The sequence below is a fragment of the Halochromatium sp. NSM3 genome (assembly GCF_059621085.1).
The window spans coordinates 135,563-153,746 of the sequence record NZ_JCAQIA010000002.1 but is presented as its reverse complement, the minus strand read 5'-3'; the positions used below and the strand labels follow the sequence as shown (position 1 = coordinate 153,746).

Genomic DNA, 18,184 nt, shown 5'->3' with positions numbered 1-18,184 from the left:
GTTCTTGCACGGATTCATGCGCCGCTCCGATTTCCATTTTGACCTGCCGGACGAGCTGATCGCCCAGCGTCCCCTGAGCGAGCGCGGCGCGAGCCGCCTGCTCGCACTCGATGGCTCAAGTGGCCGCCGCGACGACCTCGGCTTTCAGGATCTGCCGAGTCTACTGCGTCCCGGCGATCTGCTGGTCTTCAACGATACCCGGGTGATCCCGGCCCGGCTGCTCGCGCACAAATCGACCGGCGGCCGCGTCGAGGTGCTGATCGAGCGCATGCTTGACGCGCACGAGGCGCTCGCCCATGTACGTGCCAGCAAGACGCCGACAGCGGGCAGCGAACTGCGCTTGGCCGACGGCGAGCGGCTACTCATGGTGGCGCGCGAGGAGGGGCTGTTTCGGCTGCGGGCGCTGGATACAACGCTGCCGGAGCTGATGCGGCGCCATGGCCACATGCCGCTGCCGCCCTATATCCGACGCGCCGATGATGCCGCCGACAGCGAGCGTTATCAGACCGTCTATGCCGAGCGGGAGGGTGCAGTTGCCGCGCCGACGGCAGGCTTGCACTTCGATGCGGCGATGCTCGAGCAGCTCGCGCGGGCCGGCATCGCAACCGCCCGCGTCACCCTGCATGTCGGCGCCGGCACCTTCCAGCCGGTGCGCGAGGAGGATCTGGATCAGCACCGCATGCACGCCGAATGGCTGGAGGTGAGCGAGACAGCGGTCGCGCAGATCGAGGCGACACACGCCGCCGGCGGGCGCATCATCGCCGTTGGGACCACGACGGTGCGCAGTCTCGAGACGGCGGCGGCGGCGACCACGGCCGGTGCGGCATCGGTTCTAGCGCCTTATCGCGGCGAGAGCCGGCTGTTCATTCGCCCACCCTATGCATTCCAAGTGGTCGACGCGATGATCACCAACTTCCATCTGTCGGGCTCGACGCTGTTGATGCTGGTCTCTGCCTTCGCTGGTCACGAGGCGATCATGGCCGCTTACCGTCATGCGGTCGCCCAGCGTTATCGCTTCTTCAGCTACGGCGATGCGATGTTCTTGACGCGGCAATGACGGGGAACAAACGAGCGGATAAAAAAAAGCGCGGCGGGCGCCGCGCTCTAAAAATTACCACCAAAGGAGGATGGAGGAGTGCACCAGAGGACTGCGAACCTCTAGTGCATCGCTAGTTTCTTAAATACTAATCTGGTTGTCAACCCCGCCCGCTGCATCGCTACCACCTATACCGGATAACGCACACCGCAGCCGCCGTGACCGCAGTAGCCGCCCGGGTTCTTGGCCAGATACTGCTGATGGTAGTCCTCGGCGTAGTAGAAGGTTGGCGCGGAGAGGATCTCGGTGGTGATGGTCGCGCGCCGATTGGCCTGCTCCAACGCCTGCTGATACTGGCTCAGGCTGTTCCGAGCGGCCTCCAACGGCGCCGCGTCGAACGCATAGATGCCAGAGCGGTATTGGGTACCGACATCATTGCCCTGGCGCATGCCCTGGGTCGGGTCGTGGCCTTCCCAGAAGGTCTTCAGCAACTGCTCGAACGCCATTCGCGCCGGGTCGTACACCACCAGCACCACCTCGTTGTGGCCGGTGTAGCCGGAGCAGACCTCTTCGTAGGTGGGATTCGGGGTCAGGCCGCCGGCGTAGCCGACTGCGGTGCTATAGACCCCGGGCAGGCTCCAAAAGGTCTTTTCAGCGCCCCAAAAGCAGCCCATGCCAAACAGCACCTCTTGCATGCCGGCTGGAAACGGTGGCTGCAGTGGATGGCCGAGTACCGCGTGCCGGTTCGTCACCGGCATCGGTTGCTCGCGGCCGGGCAGGGCTTCCTTGGCGGTCGGCAGCTCGGTTTTCTTGCGGAACAGGAACATGGCGATGGCCTCGGTCGGTATGATTGAGCGATAGCAGGACGCCGCGAAGGACGCGAGCTAAGGCTGTCTGAGGTTTGGGCTGACCCGCTCAAGCCAAGCGGATCCGCAGGTTAATAACAGCTTCGTTCGTCATCGTTGGGCATCGTTTTCGGCATTCTCATCGTGGCGCCGCCGCGCCCTGCTCCAGCACTGATATTGGCTCCCGCACGGGCATTTATATCGACTCCCGCATCGGCCCAACATTGGCCCAACATTGGCCCAACAAGAGACCCTCATCCTCAGCATGTCCGCCTGGCAGCATCTTCGCCTCATCACTATCGATCTCGACGACACCGTCTGGCCTTGCGCCCCGGTCATCCAAGCGGCCGAGGCCGCGCACTATGCCTGGCTCGCCGCTCAAGCGCCGAGGTTGGCCGAGCGCCATACCGTCGAAAGCCTGCGCGCCCATCGCCAGGCGCTGATGCGCGAGCGTCCCGAGCTTGCTCACGACGTCACCGCGCTGCGCCAGACCGCCTTGCGGAGCCTGCTGATGGAGTTCGCGTATTCCGAGCACCAGGCCGCCGAGCTGGCCCAGGGCGCGATGGCCGCTTTTCGCCTAGCGCGCAACCGCGTCGAGCCCTATGCCGATGTCGCCCCGGTGCTGGTGCGCTTGCGCCGGCATTGCCGGCTGGTGGCGGTGACCAACGGCAATGCCGAGGTACAGCAGACCCCGCTGCGCGCTGCCTTTGATCGCTGTCTGACCGCAGCCGAGGCGGGCGCGGCCAAGCCGGACCCGGCGATCTTTGAGCTGGCCATGGACTGGGCCGATGCCACGCCGGCGCAAACCCTGCACATCGGCGATGATCCCGCGCTTGATGTCGAGGCCGCGCGCGCGCTCGGCCTGGCCGCAGTCTGGGTCAATCGCGCGAATCACCGCTGGCCGGCCGACCTCGTGCCGCCACTGCACGAGGTCGCGGACCTGCACACGTTGGAAGCCTGGCTCGGCCTGGGAGAGCCAAGCACAGAGTTTGTGGACGAGTCGAGCAACCAACCCAACGGGGAGGCAAGGCCATGAGCCTCGATTTCCAGCGCTTGGCCAACGACGGCCTGGCCCGACGCGGCCGCTTGACCCTGTCGCGCGGCAGCATCGAGACCCCCGCCTTCATGCCAGTCGGCACCTATGGCACCGTCAAGGGCATGACGCCAGAGGAGCTGCGCGCGATCGGCGCCGAGATCATCCTCGGCAACACCTTCCATCTCATGCTGCGCCCCGGCACCGCGATCATCGAGCAGCTCGGGGGCCTGCATCGCTTCATGCACTGGGATGGGCCGATCCTGACCGATTCCGGTGGCTTTCAGGTCTTCAGCCTCGGTGAGCTGCGCAAGATCAGCGAGCAGGGGGTGCATTTCCGCTCGCCAGTCGATGGCAGCCCGGTGTTCCTGGGGCCGGAGGAGTCGATGGCGGTACAGCGCGCGCTCGGCGCGGACATCGTGATGATCTTCGACGAGTGCACGCCCTACCCAGCGAGCGATGAGGAGGTGCGCCGCTCGATGGAGCTGTCGCTGCGCTGGGCCGCGCGCTGCAGGCAGGCGCATGGCGACAATCCAGCGGCGCTGTTCGGCATCGTCCAGGGCGGCATGTCGCCGGCCATGCGCTCGGTGTCCTTGGCCGGCCTGCTCGAGATCGGTTTCGATGGCTACGCGGTCGGCGGGCTCTCGGTCGGTGAGCCGCCGGCGGAGCGATTGCGGGTGCTCGATCATCTCGCCGACGAGCTACCGGCGGAGCATCCGCGCTATCTGATGGGCGTCGGCAAGCCAACCGACATCGTCGAGGCGGTCGCGCGCGGGATCGATCTGTTCGACTGCGTGATGCCGACGCGCAACGCGCGCAATGGCCATCTATTCGTGCGCGGCGGCGTGTTGCGCCTTCGCAACGCGCGCTACAAGAACGACGACAGCCCGCTCGATCCGCGCTGCGGCTGCTACACCTGCCAGCACTACAGCCGCGCCTATCTGCATCATCTGGAGCGCTGCAACGAGATCCTGGGCGCGCGCCTCAATACCATCCACAATCTGGCCTTCTATCAAGACCTGATGCGCGCCTTGCGAGAGGCCATTGCCGAGGATCGCTTTCAAGCCTTCGCGGCACGGTTCTCCACCGAAGAGGATATGCCATAATACCGGGCTCGATCACCGCTGAAACGCGCATCGACAGCGCGACCTATGAGGAACCCTGATGAGCTTTTTCATCTCCGATGCCCTGGCCCAGGCCGAGGGCGCTCCCGCCGGCGACCCGTTGCTCGGGCTGCTCTTCCCGATCGGTCTGATCGTCATCCTCTACTTCCTGATGATTCGCCCGCAGATCAAACGCCAAAAGGAGCACAAGCGCCTGGTTGAAGGACTCGGTAAGGGCGATGAAGTCATCACCATGGGTGGCGTGGCCGGACGCATCACCGACCTCGGCGACAACTTCGCGCAGGTTGAAGTCGCCGATAACGTTGTCATCAAGGTCCGCCGCCAAGCCGTCGAGGCCGTCCTGCCAAAGGGCTCGCTGAAGGACCTCTGATCGGCCTTCGAGGCTTGATCGGGCTTCAACGCTGAGCTGCCCTCGCGGCTCAGCGTGAAGCCGCTGCGACTGCCGTTGCGACTCAACTCGATCCGTGCCGCCGAATCCCGCCACTGAAAGACGCTTCCTTATGAATCAGTATCCCCTCTGGAAGAATCTGCTGATCCTCGCCGTGATCCTGTTCGGTCTGGTGCTAGCCTTGCCGAACCTGTTCCCGCAGGATCCAGCCATCGAGATCCGGGCCTCGGAAGGCGAGGTTGACTCAGCCACTCGGGCCGAGATCGCGGCGGCGATGGAAAACGCCGGCGTGCCGGTGAAGGCGATCGAGGAACGCGAGGGCGGCAAGGCGCTGATCCGCTTTGAGTCACCAGACGCCCAGTTGCGCGGCCAGGCGACCCTGGAGCGCACTCTCGGCGATGGCTATCAGCATGCGCTCACCCAATCGCCCGACCTGCCCGGCTTGGTCGAGGCGCTGGGCCTGCAGCCCATGTTCCTCGGACTCGATCTGCGTGGCGGTATCCATGTGTTGATTGATGTCGATATGGACGCTGCGGTGACCCTGGCAGTGGAACGCTTGACCGGCGACATCCGCACCCTGCTGCGCAATGAGCGTATCCGCTATCTGACCGTCGGCCATGAGGACGGACGCATCGAGGTCCGCTTCCGCGACGCGTCGGTGCGCGATGAGGCGGCGAAGCTGATTCGGAACGAGTTTCGCGATCTCGAGGTCACGACGGGGAGCCAAGGTGGCGACGCCTACCTCTATGGCAGCCTGCCGCCGGCCAAGCAGGAGGAGATCAAGCGCTTCGCCCTAGAGCAGAACATCACCACCCTGCGCAACCGGGTCAACGCCCTCGGCGTCGCCGAACCGATTATCCAGCGCCAGGGCGAGCGTCGCATCATCGTCCAGCTGCCGGGCGCGCAAGACCCAGCGCGGCTGAAAGACCTGCTCGGCGCCACGGCGACCCTCGAATACCGCTTGGTCGACACCGAGCACGATGTGCAGGACGCGCTCGACGGCCGGGTGCCGGTCGGCGCCGCGCTCTACTACGAGCGCACTGGCCAGCCGATCCTGCTCAAGCGCCGGGTCATCGTCACCGGCGACCAAATCACCAGTGCTGCGGCCGGCTTCGACCAGCAGAGCGGTTCGCCGATGGTCAGCGTCAGCCTCGATGGGCAGGGCGCGCGGCAGATGCGCCGCATGACCACCGAGAACGTCGGCAAGCCGATGGCGGTGGTCTTTATCGAATCGCGCACCGTCACCCGCTTGGTCGACGGCGAGCCGGTGAAGGAGCGTGTGCGCAGCGAGGAGGTCATCAGCGTCGCCAATATCCTTGAGCCCTTCGGTCGGCGCTTCCAGACCACCGGCCTGGATAGCTCCGAGGAGGCGCATAACCTCGCGCTGCTGCTGCGCGCCGGCGCGCTGGCGGCACCGATCGAGATCGTCGAGGAGCGCACCATCGGCCCCAGCCTGGGCCAGGACAATATCGATCAGGGCATGCGCTCGGTGCTGATCGGGCTGGCGCTGGTGGTGATCTTCATGGCGCTCTACTACCGCGTCTTCGGGCTGGTCGCCGATCTGGTGCTGGTGGTCAACCTGGTGCTGATCATCGCCGTGCTCTCGCTCTTGCAAGCGACGCTGACCATGCCCGGTATCGCCGGCATCGTGCTGACGGTGGGCATGGCGGTCGATGCCAATGTGCTGATCTTCGAGCGCATCCGCGAGGAGATCCGCAACGGCAGCACACCGCAGGCAAGCATCCACGCCGGTTATGACAAGGCGCTCTCGACCATCGTCGATGCCAATGTCACCACGCTGATCGCCGCGATCGTGCTATTCAGCTTCGGCACCGGGCCGGTCAAGGGCTTCGCGGTCACGCTGTTCATCGGCATCCTGACCTCGATGTTCACCGCCATCCTCGGCTCTCGGGCGTTGATCAACCTGATCTACGGCGGCCGCCGCGTGAAGCAGCTGGCCATCTGATTTTCTTCGCAGAGCATTACTCATGGCCCACGCCCAGATCCTGAAAGACTCCAACATCGACTTCCTCGGCAAGCGGCGCATCGCGGCGATCGTCTCCGGGGCAATCATGGTCATCTGCCTGCTGTCGATCCTGTTGCGCGGTTTCAACTTCGGCCTCGACTTCACCGGCGGGACTGTCATCGAACTCGGCTATGAGCAGCCAGTCGAGGTGTCCGAGATCACCGCGACGCTGGCCGAGGAGGGCATCATTGATGCCACCGTCCAATACTTCGGCTCGAACCGCGACATCCTGATCCGCATCGCGCCGCAAGAAGGCGAAGAGGCCAGTTCCGAACTCAGTGATCGGGTGTTCCGGCTCCTCAGCGCGCAGGCCGAGACCGGTCTCGAGCTGCGGCGGGTCGAGTTCGTCGGGCCACAGGTCGGCGAGGAGCTGCGCGAGCAAGGCGGCCTGGCAGTGCTGTTCGCGCTGATCGGCATCCTGGTCTACGTCGCGTTGCGCTTCGAGTGGCGCTTCGCGGTCGGCGCGGTCGCAGCCCTGATGCACGATGTGCTGTTCACGATCGGGATGTTCTCGATCTTCTACATCCCGTTCGATCTGACCGTGCTGGCGGCCGTGCTGGCGGTGATCGGCTACTCGCTCAACGACACCATCGTCATCTTCGACCGCATCCGCGAGAACTTCCGCAAGATGCGCAAGGGCACGGTGATCGAGATCAGCAATCGCTCGGTCAATCAGACGCTCTCACGCACCATCATCACCTCCGGCACCACGCTCTTGGTGCTGCTGGCGCTCTACTTCCTCGGTGGGGAAGCCATCGCTGGCTTCTCGCTGGCGCTGATCATCGGCGTGCTGGTCGGAACCTATTCGACTATCTACATCGCCACCGCAGCGGCAGTGTGGCTCGGTATCAGTCGGGCCGACCTGCTGCCGCCGGAGAAGGAGGGCAAGCTGGTGGATGATCGCCCATGAGTACCTTGGCTGCGAGCACAGCACCTCCGAGCACGGCGTCTAAGCCGACAGCCGAGGGGGAGAGCGACGGTGTTTGGCGCTAACGCACTGCGCAGCCTGCGCGAGGTCACGCCGGGCAGCTTCATCTTCGAGCGCCCGGCGGCGTTGCCGCCGGCCTTCTGCGAGGAGGTCATTGCCCGCTTCGAGGCCCATCCGGAGCAGCAATACGCGGGCCGTATCGGTCAGCTCCGCGAGGAAAACGCCTCGGTGAAGAAGACCACCGATCTGGTGGTCAGCAACAAGGACGACTGGAAGGATGTCGACCGGATGTTGTTTCGCTCACTCGGCGCGGCCATGCTTGAGCTACGCGAGGCCTTCCCCTACTTCAAGGGGCCGTTCAAGGACATCGGCTACCAGGTCCAGCGCTATCGGCCCGGCGAGTATTACCACTGGCACATCGACGGCGGCAGCCACGAACTCAGCCAGCGTCAGTTGGTGGCGCTCTGGTATCTGAACGACGTGCCGGGGCCGGGCGGCGCGACCGATTTCCTGTTCCAGCAGGTCAGCGTGCGGCCGGAGCGCGGCAAACTGGTGCTGTTCCCGCCGTTCTGGACCCATGAGCATCGCGCTGCGGAGCTGCGCGACGGGCTCAAGTACATCGCCACCACCTGGGTGGTCTTTGCCTAACTCAAGAACCAAGCACCTGGCTGCAGGCGGCTGGTGGTTGTGGGCGAGGTGTCGGTTTACCCGATGAGCCCCGCTTCGGCGAGCGCGCTTCCTCGCTGAACCACCAGGCGAGTTCGGAGCCGCAGCCACTGCCGGGCGCGATTGGTGCCTGCTGCTGGCAGGTTGGGCTGTCCGCCGGGCATTTTAGGCGCACATGCATGTGCGCGTCATGTTCCCACCAGGGTCGAATCTTCCGCAGCCAGGGCGCATTCGCCTCACTGCGGCAGAGGGCGCGCTTGATGCCAGGATTGACCAGAATCCGGTCGACATCCGGATGTTCCGCCGCGCGTTGGATCAGAAAGCGCTGATCGGCTCCCCAGCGCACGTTGGGCTGGAGCCGATGACGGTCGAGCATGCTGGGTGGGTCATGGGCCTCCGGGGTGTCGCGCCAGGCCTGACGCGGCGACTCAGCCAATGTGAGCCAGATATCGACATCCAGCCCATTCTGATGGCTGACGTGCGACGACGCCATGCGTCCGCCACGCGGCTGCGCCAGATCGCCGACCATGATCAGCTGACCGCCGGTACGCGCGGCAACTGCGGCGCCGAGTTCGCGCACCAGCGCGATCGTCCGTGCATGTCCGTAGTAACGGTTGCGATGGCGGCGGATGCTGACAAAGCCCTCGCCGCTGGCCGGTAAGCCCAGGGCACCGCGCACGCAGCCGTTCGAGGGACCGCCAATCGCCTCGGGGCGACCTTTGGCAACGGTCTCGATCCGCGACCAAGGGGTCTCGGCGGCAACGACCGGATTGAACGTGAGCAGCGCGAGCAGGCCAATCATGAGCGTCTGCCCGAAACCCTGGTGCTTGCCGGAAAGCGGGCGAAACGGCCTGGGCCAAGCCTTTGTCGGCGGGTTCATCAGCAGCTCCCGTCTGGATGCGACATCCGTTGGCGAGGGAAAGGCTGAGTATAACGCTTAAGTGCTCGTTTGCGGCGTGGCGCTCCCTGTGGAGGAGCGCCTCACCACAGCGCTGATCAACCCTCCTTGCGCTTATCGCCGATGCGCTTGGAGAGCACCATGCCCCGCATCGAGAGCAGCACAAAGGTGCTGGCGATGAAGCCGGCGACGGCGACACCAATGCTGATCGAGAGCGCTTTGCTCTGGGCGCCATCGATGCCGAAGGTTTCGCCGATGTAGATCAGCATCGCGTTATCGGCCGGCGCGGCCAGCAGATAGGCGCAGAACACCATGAACAGGCTGAAGAAGAACAGCTTGAGGTCCATGTGGATGGCGGCCAGCAGGGTGGCGAAGGCGATCAGGTAGATGACGATCGAGGTGTACTGCTGAGCGTCGATCGCCTCGCGCATTCCTTGACTGTTGGCGGCATAGAGCAGACCAAAGACGGCTCCCCAGTGCACGACTTGTTTGAACAGGTACCAAGCCCGCAACTCGTTCGAGAGATAGGACTGACTCCAACCTGAGATCAACGAGATCAGGGCGATGACCGGGATGAAGTATTCCCAGTACTCGATGGTGCCGGCCATGTCATTCTGACTCAGCCAGAACAACACCACGGCGGTGACGAACAGGATGATTTGCGGCAGTAGGGCGAGGAAGAACGGGCTTTGGTAGCGTTTGCGCTTCGGCTTGTCCTTCGTCTTGACTTTTGACTTGGCTTTGGCGGGCGCTGCACTGGAAACGGCGGTGGCTTCGGACACGACGAGTCCTCCAACTGGACCTGTGGTGAAGGGGACCGACGGCCACAACCGTCGAGGTACAGGGCGACCTCGACACAACGCCGCGCAAGAACCGACATCGTGATCGCGACGCGGGACCGTCGGAAGTGACAATCTCGCCCTAAGTGTAAACCCTTTTTGCCATGTGTGTAGTTGGATTGACACAAAAATTCACTTCTTGGTGTCAATTTAAGTAGACAATTTCGGTAGACCCGCGCCTAGAACGGCCAGATGAGCGGCACCAGAGCCACCGTCAGGGCGCCGATCAGCAGGGTGAGCGGGATGCCGATGCGCAGAAAATCGACGGCGCGATAGCCGCCGACGTTGAACACCATCAGGTTGGTCTGATAGCCGATCGGGGTCGCGAAGCTGGCCGAAGCGCCAACCATCAGCGTCACCAGAAAGGGCAACAGGCTCACATCCATCAGTCGCGCGCTGTCGAGGGCCACTGGAAACAGGAGGACCGCAGCAACATTGTTGGTGGCCAAGGCGGTGAGAACGGCGGCGGCGACGAATAACAGGCCCAGCGCCAGCCAGGGCAGGCCGCCGGCGAGCCCGATCAGCGAGCTTGCGAGCAAGGCCGCAGCGCCGGTCTTCTCGAGAGCGGCACCGATGCCGAACGAGGTCGCGATCACGATCAACACCTGCCAGTCCGGCGCGCGTCGTGCGACGCGATCGGGCGTGCAGCGGGTCAGGATCATCGCGCCGGCGGCGAGCAGCGCGGCCTCGAGCATGCTCAGCAGCCCGACGGCGACCACCGCGACCATGGCCACGACGATGGCAATGGCGATCGGTGCGCGCTCGTGGCGCAACGGATGCTCGTCGCCGAACTGGCTCACGACCAGGAAATCCTTCGAGTTACGCTGTTGCAGCACGAAGTCTGGACGCGTCTCGAGCAGCAGGGTGTCGCCGGCCCGCAGCACGATATCGCCGATCTTGCGCCGCACGCGCTCGCCGTTGCGCGAGAGCGCAATGATCACCGCGTTGTAATAGCCTCGGAATTGGCCCTGACGCACGCTCGAGCCCACCAAAGGACATTTGTTGGACAGGACCGCCTCCACGAAACAACGCTCTTGGCGCGGCCCGCCGAGCTTGTAGACCTGATTGGTGGCCGGCACCAGGCCACGAATCCGATGCAGATCGAGCACCGAATCAAGGATGCCGGCGAACACCAGGCGATCACCCGCCGCGAGCAGCACCTGTGGCGAGACCGCCGGCATGATCTGGCCATCGCGCTCGATCTCGGCGAGGAACAGACCGGGCAGTTGCCGCAGACCAGCGGCCTCGATGCTCTTGCCGGCAAGCGGGCTGTCCGCGCTCACCATCATCTCGGTGGTATAGCGGCGCACGTCCTCGAAGCGTTCGGCGGCCGCAGCGCGTGTCGGCAACAACCAGCGCGCACCAAGCATGATGAATATCAGGGTTGCGATCACCAGCGGCACGCCGATCCAGGCCAGCTCGAACAGCCCGAAGCCCGCTCCCTGAATCTGTTCGCTGTAGAGCCCGTTGACCACTAGGTTGGTACTGGTGCCGATCAGCGTGCAGGTGCCACCGACGATACTGGCGAAGCTCAGCGGGATCAGCAGCCGGGAGAGCGGCAGACGATGCCGGCGCGCCCACTCGCTGACCGCCGGGATGAAGATCGCAACCACGGCGGTGTTATTCAGGAAGGCGCTGAGGCCCGCTGTGGGCAGCATCACGCGCAGGCGCGCGTCGGCCTCGCCCTTGGGTCGGCCGAGCAACGACTGTCCGATCCAGCTCACGGCGCCGGTCTCCTTGAGCCCGGAGACCACCATGTAGAGTACGGCGACGGTGAGCATGCCTGGATTGGCGAAACCGGCCAGGGCTTCGACCGGGGTGAGCACGCCGGTGACGAGCAGGACAGTGAGCGCGCCCGAGGTGATGACATCGGGCGCGAGGCGGGTCGCGAGGAAGAGGACGAAGGAGAGACCAGTTAGCCCGAGGCTGAGCCAGCCTTGCCAGCCAAGGGCGAGCAATGTCTCCATGCGAGTGGGCGATCAGGCGATTCGGCCGGCTGTGATCAGGACCGTTGCAGGCCCTCGTAGCGTGCCTTGAAGCTCTCCTGGCGCAAGCGTTCGGCCTCGGCCTCGGTGGCGATCAGCGGCGAATCCCGCCAACCGCCGCTGGCGTGATCGAAGACCGAGAACCGATACGCCTTGCCGACCTTGAAGACCTGGGTCACGTCGTGCCCGGCCTGCGCGAGCGCCTGCATCTTGTCGAGGCCGGCGGGCAACCCGGCCTGATCGTGCTCCGCTTGATCGCGCCCGGCCTCGCCCCCGCTGTCGCCACTGTTACCGCTATCAGGGGCAGTGGCGCTTGTCGCCACGCTGGCGGTTGGCTCGTTGGCTGCCCCCTTGGATAGCTGGCTGGATAGCTGACCAGCCCCCTCCGCAGCCACCGCATCGCCCTGGCTTGCTGTCTCCTTGAAGCGGAATTGGTTGTTCTGCACCTCACCCTGCACATCCAGCTCGACGCTCTCGACATCCGGTAACCGGGTCAGAATATAACCGGCCATCAGCATACCCAGCTTCTCGTTCTCCTTCTCAAGCGCGGTTAGGAGCTTGTCGGCGATGATCTGGCAGCGCTGTAGGCGATTCGGCGACTCGACCCACTCGCGACTCATCTGCCAGCCTTGATCCAAATCGCGGTCCAACTGCGTGAAGAAGTCGCCGCCGCGCTCGAGCACGGGGTCCGGGACATTCAGGGTGTAGACTTGCTCGTCGATGATGGCCTTGAGGATCATCCGGCCCTCCGCTCGTTGCTTGATCGCGATGGATGCGCTGATTCTATCCGACCCACTGGCTGAACGTTCATCCCATGCTACTCAGGATTCCCGCTCTACTGAATGCCGCCCAGGTCCAGAAGGTGCGCGAGCTGCTGGCCAACGCCGAGTTCGTCGATGGCAAGCTCAGCGCCGGCTTCGCCGCTTCCCAGGTCAAGCACAACGAGGAGATGCGCCAGGAGCCCGAGCGCATGCGCCTGCTGGTACGCATCCTGATGGCCAGTCTCGGCCACAACGAGCGCTTTCGCTTCGGCGTGCTGCCGCACCGCGTCGCCGACCCGATCTTTGCCCGCTATCGGCCCGGTATGACCTATGGCGATCATGTCGATGATCCGATCATGGGTAGCAGCGGGCCGCGCTTTCGCAGCGATGTCTCGATGACGTTGTTCCTGAATGAGCCGGATGCCTATAACGGCGGCGAGCTGCTGATGCACACCCCGTTCGGCGATCAGCGCGTCAAGCTGCCCGCTGGCGATGCCGTCCTCTATCCATCCTCGAGCCTGCATCAGGTCGCCGAAGTGACGCGCGGCGAGCGCCTGGTGGCGCTGACATGGATTCAAAGCTATGTGCGCGACCCGGCCCAGCGCGAATTGCTCTACGAACTCAATCAGGCGCGCGAGCTGCTGTTGAAGGAGGCACCGGGGGCCGAGCATACCGGGCGCGTCGACCGCAGTTACGCCAACCTGGTACGGATGTGGAGCGAGCTTTGACCGCCTCCCCGACGCTGTGGCCCCTGATGCTGTGCCTCAGGCCGCCGCCCGCGCGGCCTGCGCCTTCATCTTATTGACGATCGCGTAGACACCGACATGTCGGTTCGGGCTCAGGTGCTCTTCGAGCTGCAGGCCCGCGAACAGCGCATCGACATCCAGCGCCTCGATCTCGGCTGCAGTCTTGCCCGAGAACAGACCGACCAGGAGCGCGACCACGCCCTTGATGATCGCGGTATCGCAATCGCCCTCGAAGCGCAGCCGCTCACCCTCGGGCTTGGCCACTACATGCACGGTACTCATGCACTCCATCACCCGGTTGGCATCGGTCTTATCGGCCGGGTCCATGGCCGGCAGGCGCTCACCGATCTCGACCAGGTACTGATAGCGCTGATCCCAGTCGCCCAGCAGATCGAAGGTCTCGATGATGTCTTGGATCGATTCGTCGGCCATGGATGGTCCTTGGTATCGGGTCAGACGCTGAACGACTCGCCACAGCCGCATTCGTCCTTGATGTTGGGGTTGCGGAACTCAAAGCCCTCGTTGAGCAGGCTGGATTTGACGAAGTCGACCTCCATGCCATCGAGGCGCGGCAGGCTAGCCTCGTCGACCACGACCTTCACGCCATGGCTCTCGAAGATATGGTCGCCATCGGCGCAGTCGTCGGCATAATCGACCACATAGGCGAAGCCAGTACAGCCGCTCTTCTTGGTACCGAGGCGCAGCCCGACGCCATGGCCGCGTTGTTGGAGCATCTTATTGACGTGGCTCGCGGCCGCGTCGGTCAAAGTCACTGCCATTGATGGAGTCCTCATGTTCATGGATAGCGCTGTCCTAGCTAGTGCCCCTCGCGCGGGCGAATTTCAAGGGCTCGCGCGCCGTTGTCTCGCTCAGTGGCGCAGCTCGTTCCCCAGCCGGGCCGCGTGCGCGGACATCTCCATCAGTCCGCGCATCAGCGAAGCGCGCGCACCGAGCTGGACCGTCTCGATCAAGGCCTGCTTGTCCTCGGCCTCGAGTGGCAGATGGGCGCAGAGGAGATTGATCAGGTCGGCATCGGCCATCTTACCGATGTCATCCCAGGGGATCTCAACGCTGCGCTGCTCGCAGAAGGTGCGCAGCGAGCCCATGAAACGGTCGCGCTCGCTCAGGCTCGCCTCATCGTCCTCAAGGTCCAGCGCGAACCCTTGCCACTCCGGCCTGACGCGGCGGAAGTCTTCTTGCGTCGGCAACTCCTCCAGAACCCTGAAACGACAGAGCCCGGTCAGAACCAGCACGATGCGCCCGTCGTTGGTCTCGCTGTAGGAGGTGATGCGCCCAGCGCAGCCGACCCGATGGATGTCGAGCGGATCATTCACCGCCTGCGCGTCCGCTGCCGGCGCGCGCGGCTGCACCATGCCGAGCAGATGATCGCTCGCCAAGGCGGCCTGCACCATTGCCAAATAGCGCGGCTCGAAGATATTCAGCGGCAGTTGCACGCCCGGCATCACCACGGCGCCGCTGAGCGGGAAGATCGGCAGCACGTCGGGCAGATCGGGGAAACGCTGTAGAAAGGGGCTACGCATCGGGCGATTCTCCGGTGGTCGGTGGTCGCGGATTCTGTGGGCTGGCGCCTAATATAAGGGCGGATGAGGTCGTGTCCAAAATGCGCGCTCGCGCAAGAAGACGCGGCTGGCAAGCACGCTCACCAGGGCTCGCCGAAAGCGCCTTGACCCGTCATAATGCAAGACCCTGCCCGGATGGTGAAATTGGTAGACACAAGGGACTTAAAATCCCTCGGCTTCGGTCGTGCCGGTTCGAGTCCGGCTCCGGGCACCAGCTTTCCTATCAAAGCGTTAGCGCCGTCAATGCGTAAAGCCGCCAAGCAGCGGCTTTGGGCTAGTTGACGGCTCGTGACAGCTGCCGCCCGGCCTGCGCTTCTGACGCTGTTCCAATCGCAGACCACGCAACACCCCGAACGAACCGCCCGAGCGCGTTAATGCGCTGCTCGCCATAAAGCGACGCGAGCGTCTTCCTCGATCATCATCCAAGAGTGATCATATCCTGTTGACATCCAGCGGCATAAGCTGTGGATAACTTGTCGACGGATTCTCGCGTGTTTCTGCCCACAAGTTATCCACAGGTAATCCGCCCTTAACACACAGCCTTATGATTTCTTCATCCGTTTGAAATTATTATAATTTTTACACAAAAGACAGGTTATCCACAGCCTTTACTATTACAACTAAATTAATAAATCAAATTTATAAATAACAATAATAATCAACACCAAAACGGATTAGGCGCAGGGGGTTGACTCGCGGCCGATGCCGTTAGAGCCGGACGCCGCGCGCGGCATAGCTGGCTGCGCGCTCGAACGCTAGCCTGTGAGGTTGGGTTCGAACGCGCGTTCGTCGGCGGAGGCGTTTACCTCTCGCTGAATGGCGTCGGTGGGATGGGTGTCAGCGTCCAGATGTCCTGGTTGTACTGGGCGATGGTGCGGTCGGACGAGAAATGCCCACTGTGCGCGCTGTTGAGAATGCTCATCTTGAGCCAGCGCGGACGGTCCATAAAGGCATCGGCGGCTTGCTGCTGGGCTTGGCGATAGCTGTCGAAATCCGCAGCCGTGAGCCAGGGGTCGTTGGGGTTGCGGATGCCGTGGATGATCGGGTCGAAGATGCCCGGCTCGAACTGATTGAAGTGGCCGCATTCGAGCAGGGCCATGACCTCGCGCAGGGCCTCGTCATGGGCGATGATGCCATTGGGGTCATAGTGATCGCGGGTGCGCGTGACCTCTTCTGCGGTGAGCCCGAAGAGGAAGAAGTTCTCATCGCCGACGCGCTCGCGGATCTCGATGTTGGCGCCATCCAGGGTGCCGATGGTCACCGCGCCATTCATCATGAACTTCATGTTGCCGGTGCCGGAGGCCTCCTTGCCGGCGGTCGAGATTTGCTCGGAAAGATCGGTGCCCGGCGCCAGGATCTCCATCACCGAGACACGGTAATCGGGGATGAAGGCTACGCGCAGCTGCTCGGTGACCTGACGATCGGCATTGACCACCTTGGCGACGTTATTGACCAGCTTGATGATCAGCTTCGCGATCTCATAGCCGGGCGCGGCCTTGCCGCCGATCAGCACGCAGCGCGGCGCGCCGATCTCGCCGTCGCCATGTTTGATCCGGTGATAGAGGTGGATCACATGCAGGATGTTGAGGAGTTGGCGCTTGTATTCATGGATGCGCTTGACCTGGACATCGAACATGAATTCGACCGGGAAGTCGATCCGGCAGGTGGAGCCCACCATCTCCGCCAAGCGCGTCTTATTGGCGATTTTGATCTCATCCCAGCGTTGCTGGAAGTCGGTATCCTCGGCCTTGGGCGCGAGCTGCTCAAGGAGTGACAGATCGTTGACCCAATCCTGACCCACCGTGTCATCGAGCAGCTCGCGGAGCCCCGGATTGCACATCGCCAGCCAACGCCGTGGTGTGACCCCATTGGTTTTGTTGTTGAACTTGGCCGGCCACAGCTCGAACCAGTCGCGGAACAGGCCCTGTTTGAGCAGTTCGGAGTGCAGCGCGGCGACGCCATTGACCGAAAAGCTGCCGACGATGGCCAGGAAGGCCATCCGCACCTGCGGATCATCGCTTTCCTCGATCAACGACATGCGCCGCTGCCGCTCCATATCGCCCGGCCAGCGCGAGGCGACCTCGGAGAGGAAACGGGCGTTGATCTCGTAGATGATCTCGAGGATGCGCGGCAACAGTTGCTGGAACAGGCGCACCGGCCAGCGCTCGAGTGCTTCTGGGAGCAGGGTATGGTTGGTGTAGGCCATGGTGCGGGTAGTGATCTCCCAGGCCTGCTCCCACTCCAGATGGTGCAGATCGACGAGCTGGCGCATCAGCTCCGGCACCGAGACCGCCGGATGGGTATCGTTGAGCTGGAAGCAGTTCTTGTCGGCGAACGCGCTGAAGTCGTTGCCGTGTAGGCGCTGCCATTCACGGATCACGTCCTTGATGCTGGCGCAGGCAAGTAAGTATTGCTGGCGCAGGCGCAGCTCCTTGCCGTTCTCGCTGGCATCGTTCGGATAGAGCACCATGGTGATGTGCTCGGCGGCGTTCTTGGCGGCGACCGACTCTGGATAACTGCCGGCGTTGAATTCGCCGAGGTCGAAGACATCGGTGGCGGTCGCCGACCAGAGCCGCAGGGTATTGATGGTGTCGTTCTTATAGCCGGGGATCGGGATATCGTAGGGCACCGCCAGCACATCGTGAGTGTTGACCCAGCGCTGCACCGAGCGGCCCTGGTCGTCCTGGTGCGTCTCGGTGTGACCGCCGAAGGGGATGCGCTGCGTGTACTCGGGACGCTCCAGCTCCCAGGGCGTGCCATCGCGCAGCCAGTGATCTGGCTCCTCGAGCTGGCGACCGTTCTCGATCAGCTGCCGAAACATGCCGAAGTCATAGCGCAGGCCATAACCCTTGACCGGCAACTGCAGCGTCGCGCAACTGTCGAGGAAGCAGGCGGCTAGGCGCCCCAGGCCGCCGTTGCCCAGCCCAGCGTCCATCTCGGCGGATTCGATCTCCTCGTAGAGTAGGCCCATCTCGTAGAGGGTTTGGTGTGCCTCGTCGGTGATGCCGAGGTTGAGTAGCGCGTTGCTCAGCGAGCGTCCCATCAGAAACTCGAGCGAGAGGTAGTAGGTGCGCTTGCAGTTGGCCTGGTCATGCGCGTGTCGAGTGCGCTTCCAGCGCTCCATCAAGCGGTCGCGCAGCGTGATGGCCAAGGCCTTGTAGGGGTAGTAGGCGGAGCGGCAGTCGCGATCACGACCCAGGGTATGCGCGTAGTAGTGTTGAAAGTCACGGCCGAGGCTGTCGGCATCCATGCCCAGGGGGTCGAGCTTGAACAGTTGGTCGTTGGGTGAGCTGTCGGTGAGGTCTTTGAACGGGGACATCATGAGTTCC

At 63.6% G+C, this 18,184-nt stretch carries 17 protein-coding genes and 1 tRNA gene; 9 read left to right on the top strand and 9 right to left on the bottom strand.

Going from position 1 to position 18,184, the window contains the following annotated elements; all coding sequences use genetic code 11:
• The first annotated feature begins 16 nt into the window (after nucleotides 1-16).
• Nucleotides 17-1,057 (top strand): tRNA preQ1(34) S-adenosylmethionine ribosyltransferase-isomerase QueA, encoded by a 1,041-nt coding sequence (gene queA / locus AC54T3_RS01900; RefSeq protein WP_496621854.1) that lies wholly within the window; start codon nucleotides 17-19, stop codon nucleotides 1,055-1,057.
• Between the two features lie 167 nt (nucleotides 1,058-1,224).
• On the opposite strand, the gene msrA is transcribed toward queA, so the two are convergent.
• On the bottom strand, nucleotides 1,225-1,863 hold the full coding sequence (gene msrA, locus AC54T3_RS01895; RefSeq protein ID WP_496621853.1) for a peptide-methionine (S)-S-oxide reductase MsrA: 639 nt from the start codon (nucleotides 1,861-1,863) through the stop codon (nucleotides 1,225-1,227).
• A gap of 283 nt (nucleotides 1,864-2,146) precedes the next feature.
• Here msrA and AC54T3_RS01890 point away from each other — a divergent pair, with 283 nt between their 5' ends.
• The 6 genes from AC54T3_RS01890 to AC54T3_RS01865 all read left to right on the top strand — a co-directional run bounded on the left by AC54T3_RS01890 (nucleotide 2,147) and on the right by AC54T3_RS01865 (nucleotide 8,028).
• Nucleotides 2,147-2,917 (top strand): HAD family hydrolase, encoded by a 771-nt coding sequence (locus AC54T3_RS01890; protein WP_496621851.1) that lies wholly within the window; start codon nucleotides 2,147-2,149, stop codon nucleotides 2,915-2,917.
• Complete coding sequence (gene tgt, locus AC54T3_RS01885) at nucleotides 2,914-4,020, top strand: tRNA guanosine(34) transglycosylase Tgt (protein WP_496621849.1); 1,107 nt, start codon at nucleotides 2,914-2,916, stop codon at nucleotides 4,018-4,020. Before AC54T3_RS01890 ends, tgt begins: the two co-directional genes overlap by 4 nt.
• Before the next feature lie 58 nt (nucleotides 4,021-4,078).
• On the top strand, nucleotides 4,079-4,408 hold the full coding sequence (yajC, locus tag AC54T3_RS01880) for a preprotein translocase subunit YajC (RefSeq protein ID WP_496621847.1): 330 nt from the start codon (nucleotides 4,079-4,081) through the stop codon (nucleotides 4,406-4,408).
• Nucleotides 4,409-4,538: 130 nt separating this feature from the next.
• Complete coding sequence (gene secD / locus AC54T3_RS01875; RefSeq protein ID WP_496621846.1) at nucleotides 4,539-6,392, top strand: protein translocase subunit SecD; 1,854 nt, start codon at nucleotides 4,539-4,541, stop codon at nucleotides 6,390-6,392.
• A gap of 22 nt (nucleotides 6,393-6,414) precedes the next feature.
• Nucleotides 6,415-7,362, top strand: a complete 948-nt coding sequence (gene secF / locus AC54T3_RS01870; RefSeq protein ID WP_496621844.1) for a protein translocase subunit SecF — start codon at nucleotides 6,415-6,417, stop codon at nucleotides 7,360-7,362.
• A 69-nt stretch (nucleotides 7,363-7,431) separates the two neighbouring features.
• Nucleotides 7,432-8,028 carry a 2OG-Fe(II) oxygenase family protein gene (locus AC54T3_RS01865; protein WP_496621843.1) on the top strand — a complete coding sequence of 199 codons (597 nt, stop codon included), beginning with the start codon at nucleotides 7,432-7,434 and terminating at the stop codon, nucleotides 8,026-8,028.
• A gap of 1 nt (nucleotide 8,029) precedes the next feature.
• Here the strand turns inward: AC54T3_RS01865 and mepA are convergent, their stop codons facing one another.
• The 4 genes from mepA to AC54T3_RS01845 form a co-directional block, all read right to left on the bottom strand.
• Nucleotides 8,030-8,926 (bottom strand): penicillin-insensitive murein endopeptidase, encoded by an 897-nt coding sequence (gene mepA / locus AC54T3_RS01860; RefSeq protein WP_496621842.1) that lies wholly within the window; start codon nucleotides 8,924-8,926, stop codon nucleotides 8,030-8,032.
• A 116-nt stretch (nucleotides 8,927-9,042) separates the two neighbouring features.
• Nucleotides 9,043-9,726 (bottom strand): hypothetical protein, encoded by a 684-nt coding sequence (locus AC54T3_RS01855; RefSeq protein WP_496621840.1) that lies wholly within the window; start codon nucleotides 9,724-9,726, stop codon nucleotides 9,043-9,045.
• Between the two features lie 236 nt (nucleotides 9,727-9,962).
• A complete protein-coding gene (locus AC54T3_RS01850; RefSeq protein WP_496621839.1) occupies nucleotides 9,963-11,750 on the bottom strand; it encodes an SLC13 family permease in 1,788 nt (595 codons plus the stop codon).
• Nucleotides 11,751-11,785: 35 nt separating this feature from the next.
• Nucleotides 11,786-12,508 carry a hypothetical protein gene (locus AC54T3_RS01845; RefSeq protein ID WP_496621837.1) on the bottom strand — a complete coding sequence of 241 codons (723 nt, stop codon included), beginning with the start codon at nucleotides 12,506-12,508 and terminating at the stop codon, nucleotides 11,786-11,788.
• A 74-nt stretch (nucleotides 12,509-12,582) separates the two neighbouring features.
• On the opposite strand from AC54T3_RS01845, the gene AC54T3_RS01840 reads away from it, so the two are divergent.
• Nucleotides 12,583-13,257, top strand: a complete 675-nt coding sequence (locus tag AC54T3_RS01840) for a Fe2+-dependent dioxygenase (protein WP_496621836.1) — start codon at nucleotides 12,583-12,585, stop codon at nucleotides 13,255-13,257.
• A 36-nt stretch (nucleotides 13,258-13,293) separates the two neighbouring features.
• On the opposite strand, the gene AC54T3_RS01835 is transcribed toward AC54T3_RS01840, so the two are convergent.
• The 3 genes from AC54T3_RS01835 to AC54T3_RS01825 form a co-directional block, all read right to left on the bottom strand.
• Nucleotides 13,294-13,707 (bottom strand): SufE family protein, encoded by a 414-nt coding sequence (locus tag AC54T3_RS01835; RefSeq protein WP_496621835.1) that lies wholly within the window; start codon nucleotides 13,705-13,707, stop codon nucleotides 13,294-13,296.
• Nucleotides 13,708-13,727: 20 nt separating this feature from the next.
• Entirely contained in the window at nucleotides 13,728-14,054 is a 327-nt protein-coding gene (locus AC54T3_RS01830; RefSeq protein ID WP_496621834.1) for a HesB/IscA family protein, read from the bottom strand.
• A 90-nt stretch (nucleotides 14,055-14,144) separates the two neighbouring features.
• Entirely contained in the window at nucleotides 14,145-14,816 is a 672-nt protein-coding gene (locus AC54T3_RS01825; RefSeq protein ID WP_496621833.1) for an LON peptidase substrate-binding domain-containing protein, read from the bottom strand.
• Nucleotides 14,817-14,984: 168 nt separating this feature from the next.
• Here AC54T3_RS01825 and AC54T3_RS01820 point away from each other — a divergent pair.
• Nucleotides 14,985-15,069: transfer RNA gene (locus AC54T3_RS01820), tRNA-Leu, on the top strand.
• Nucleotides 15,070-15,657: 588 nt separating this feature from the next.
• Here AC54T3_RS01820 and AC54T3_RS01815 read toward each other — a convergent pair.
• Nucleotides 15,658-18,174, bottom strand: a complete 2,517-nt coding sequence (locus tag AC54T3_RS01815) for a glycogen/starch/alpha-glucan phosphorylase (protein ID WP_496621895.1) — start codon at nucleotides 18,172-18,174, stop codon at nucleotides 15,658-15,660.
• Nucleotides 18,175-18,184: the final 10 nt, after the last annotated feature.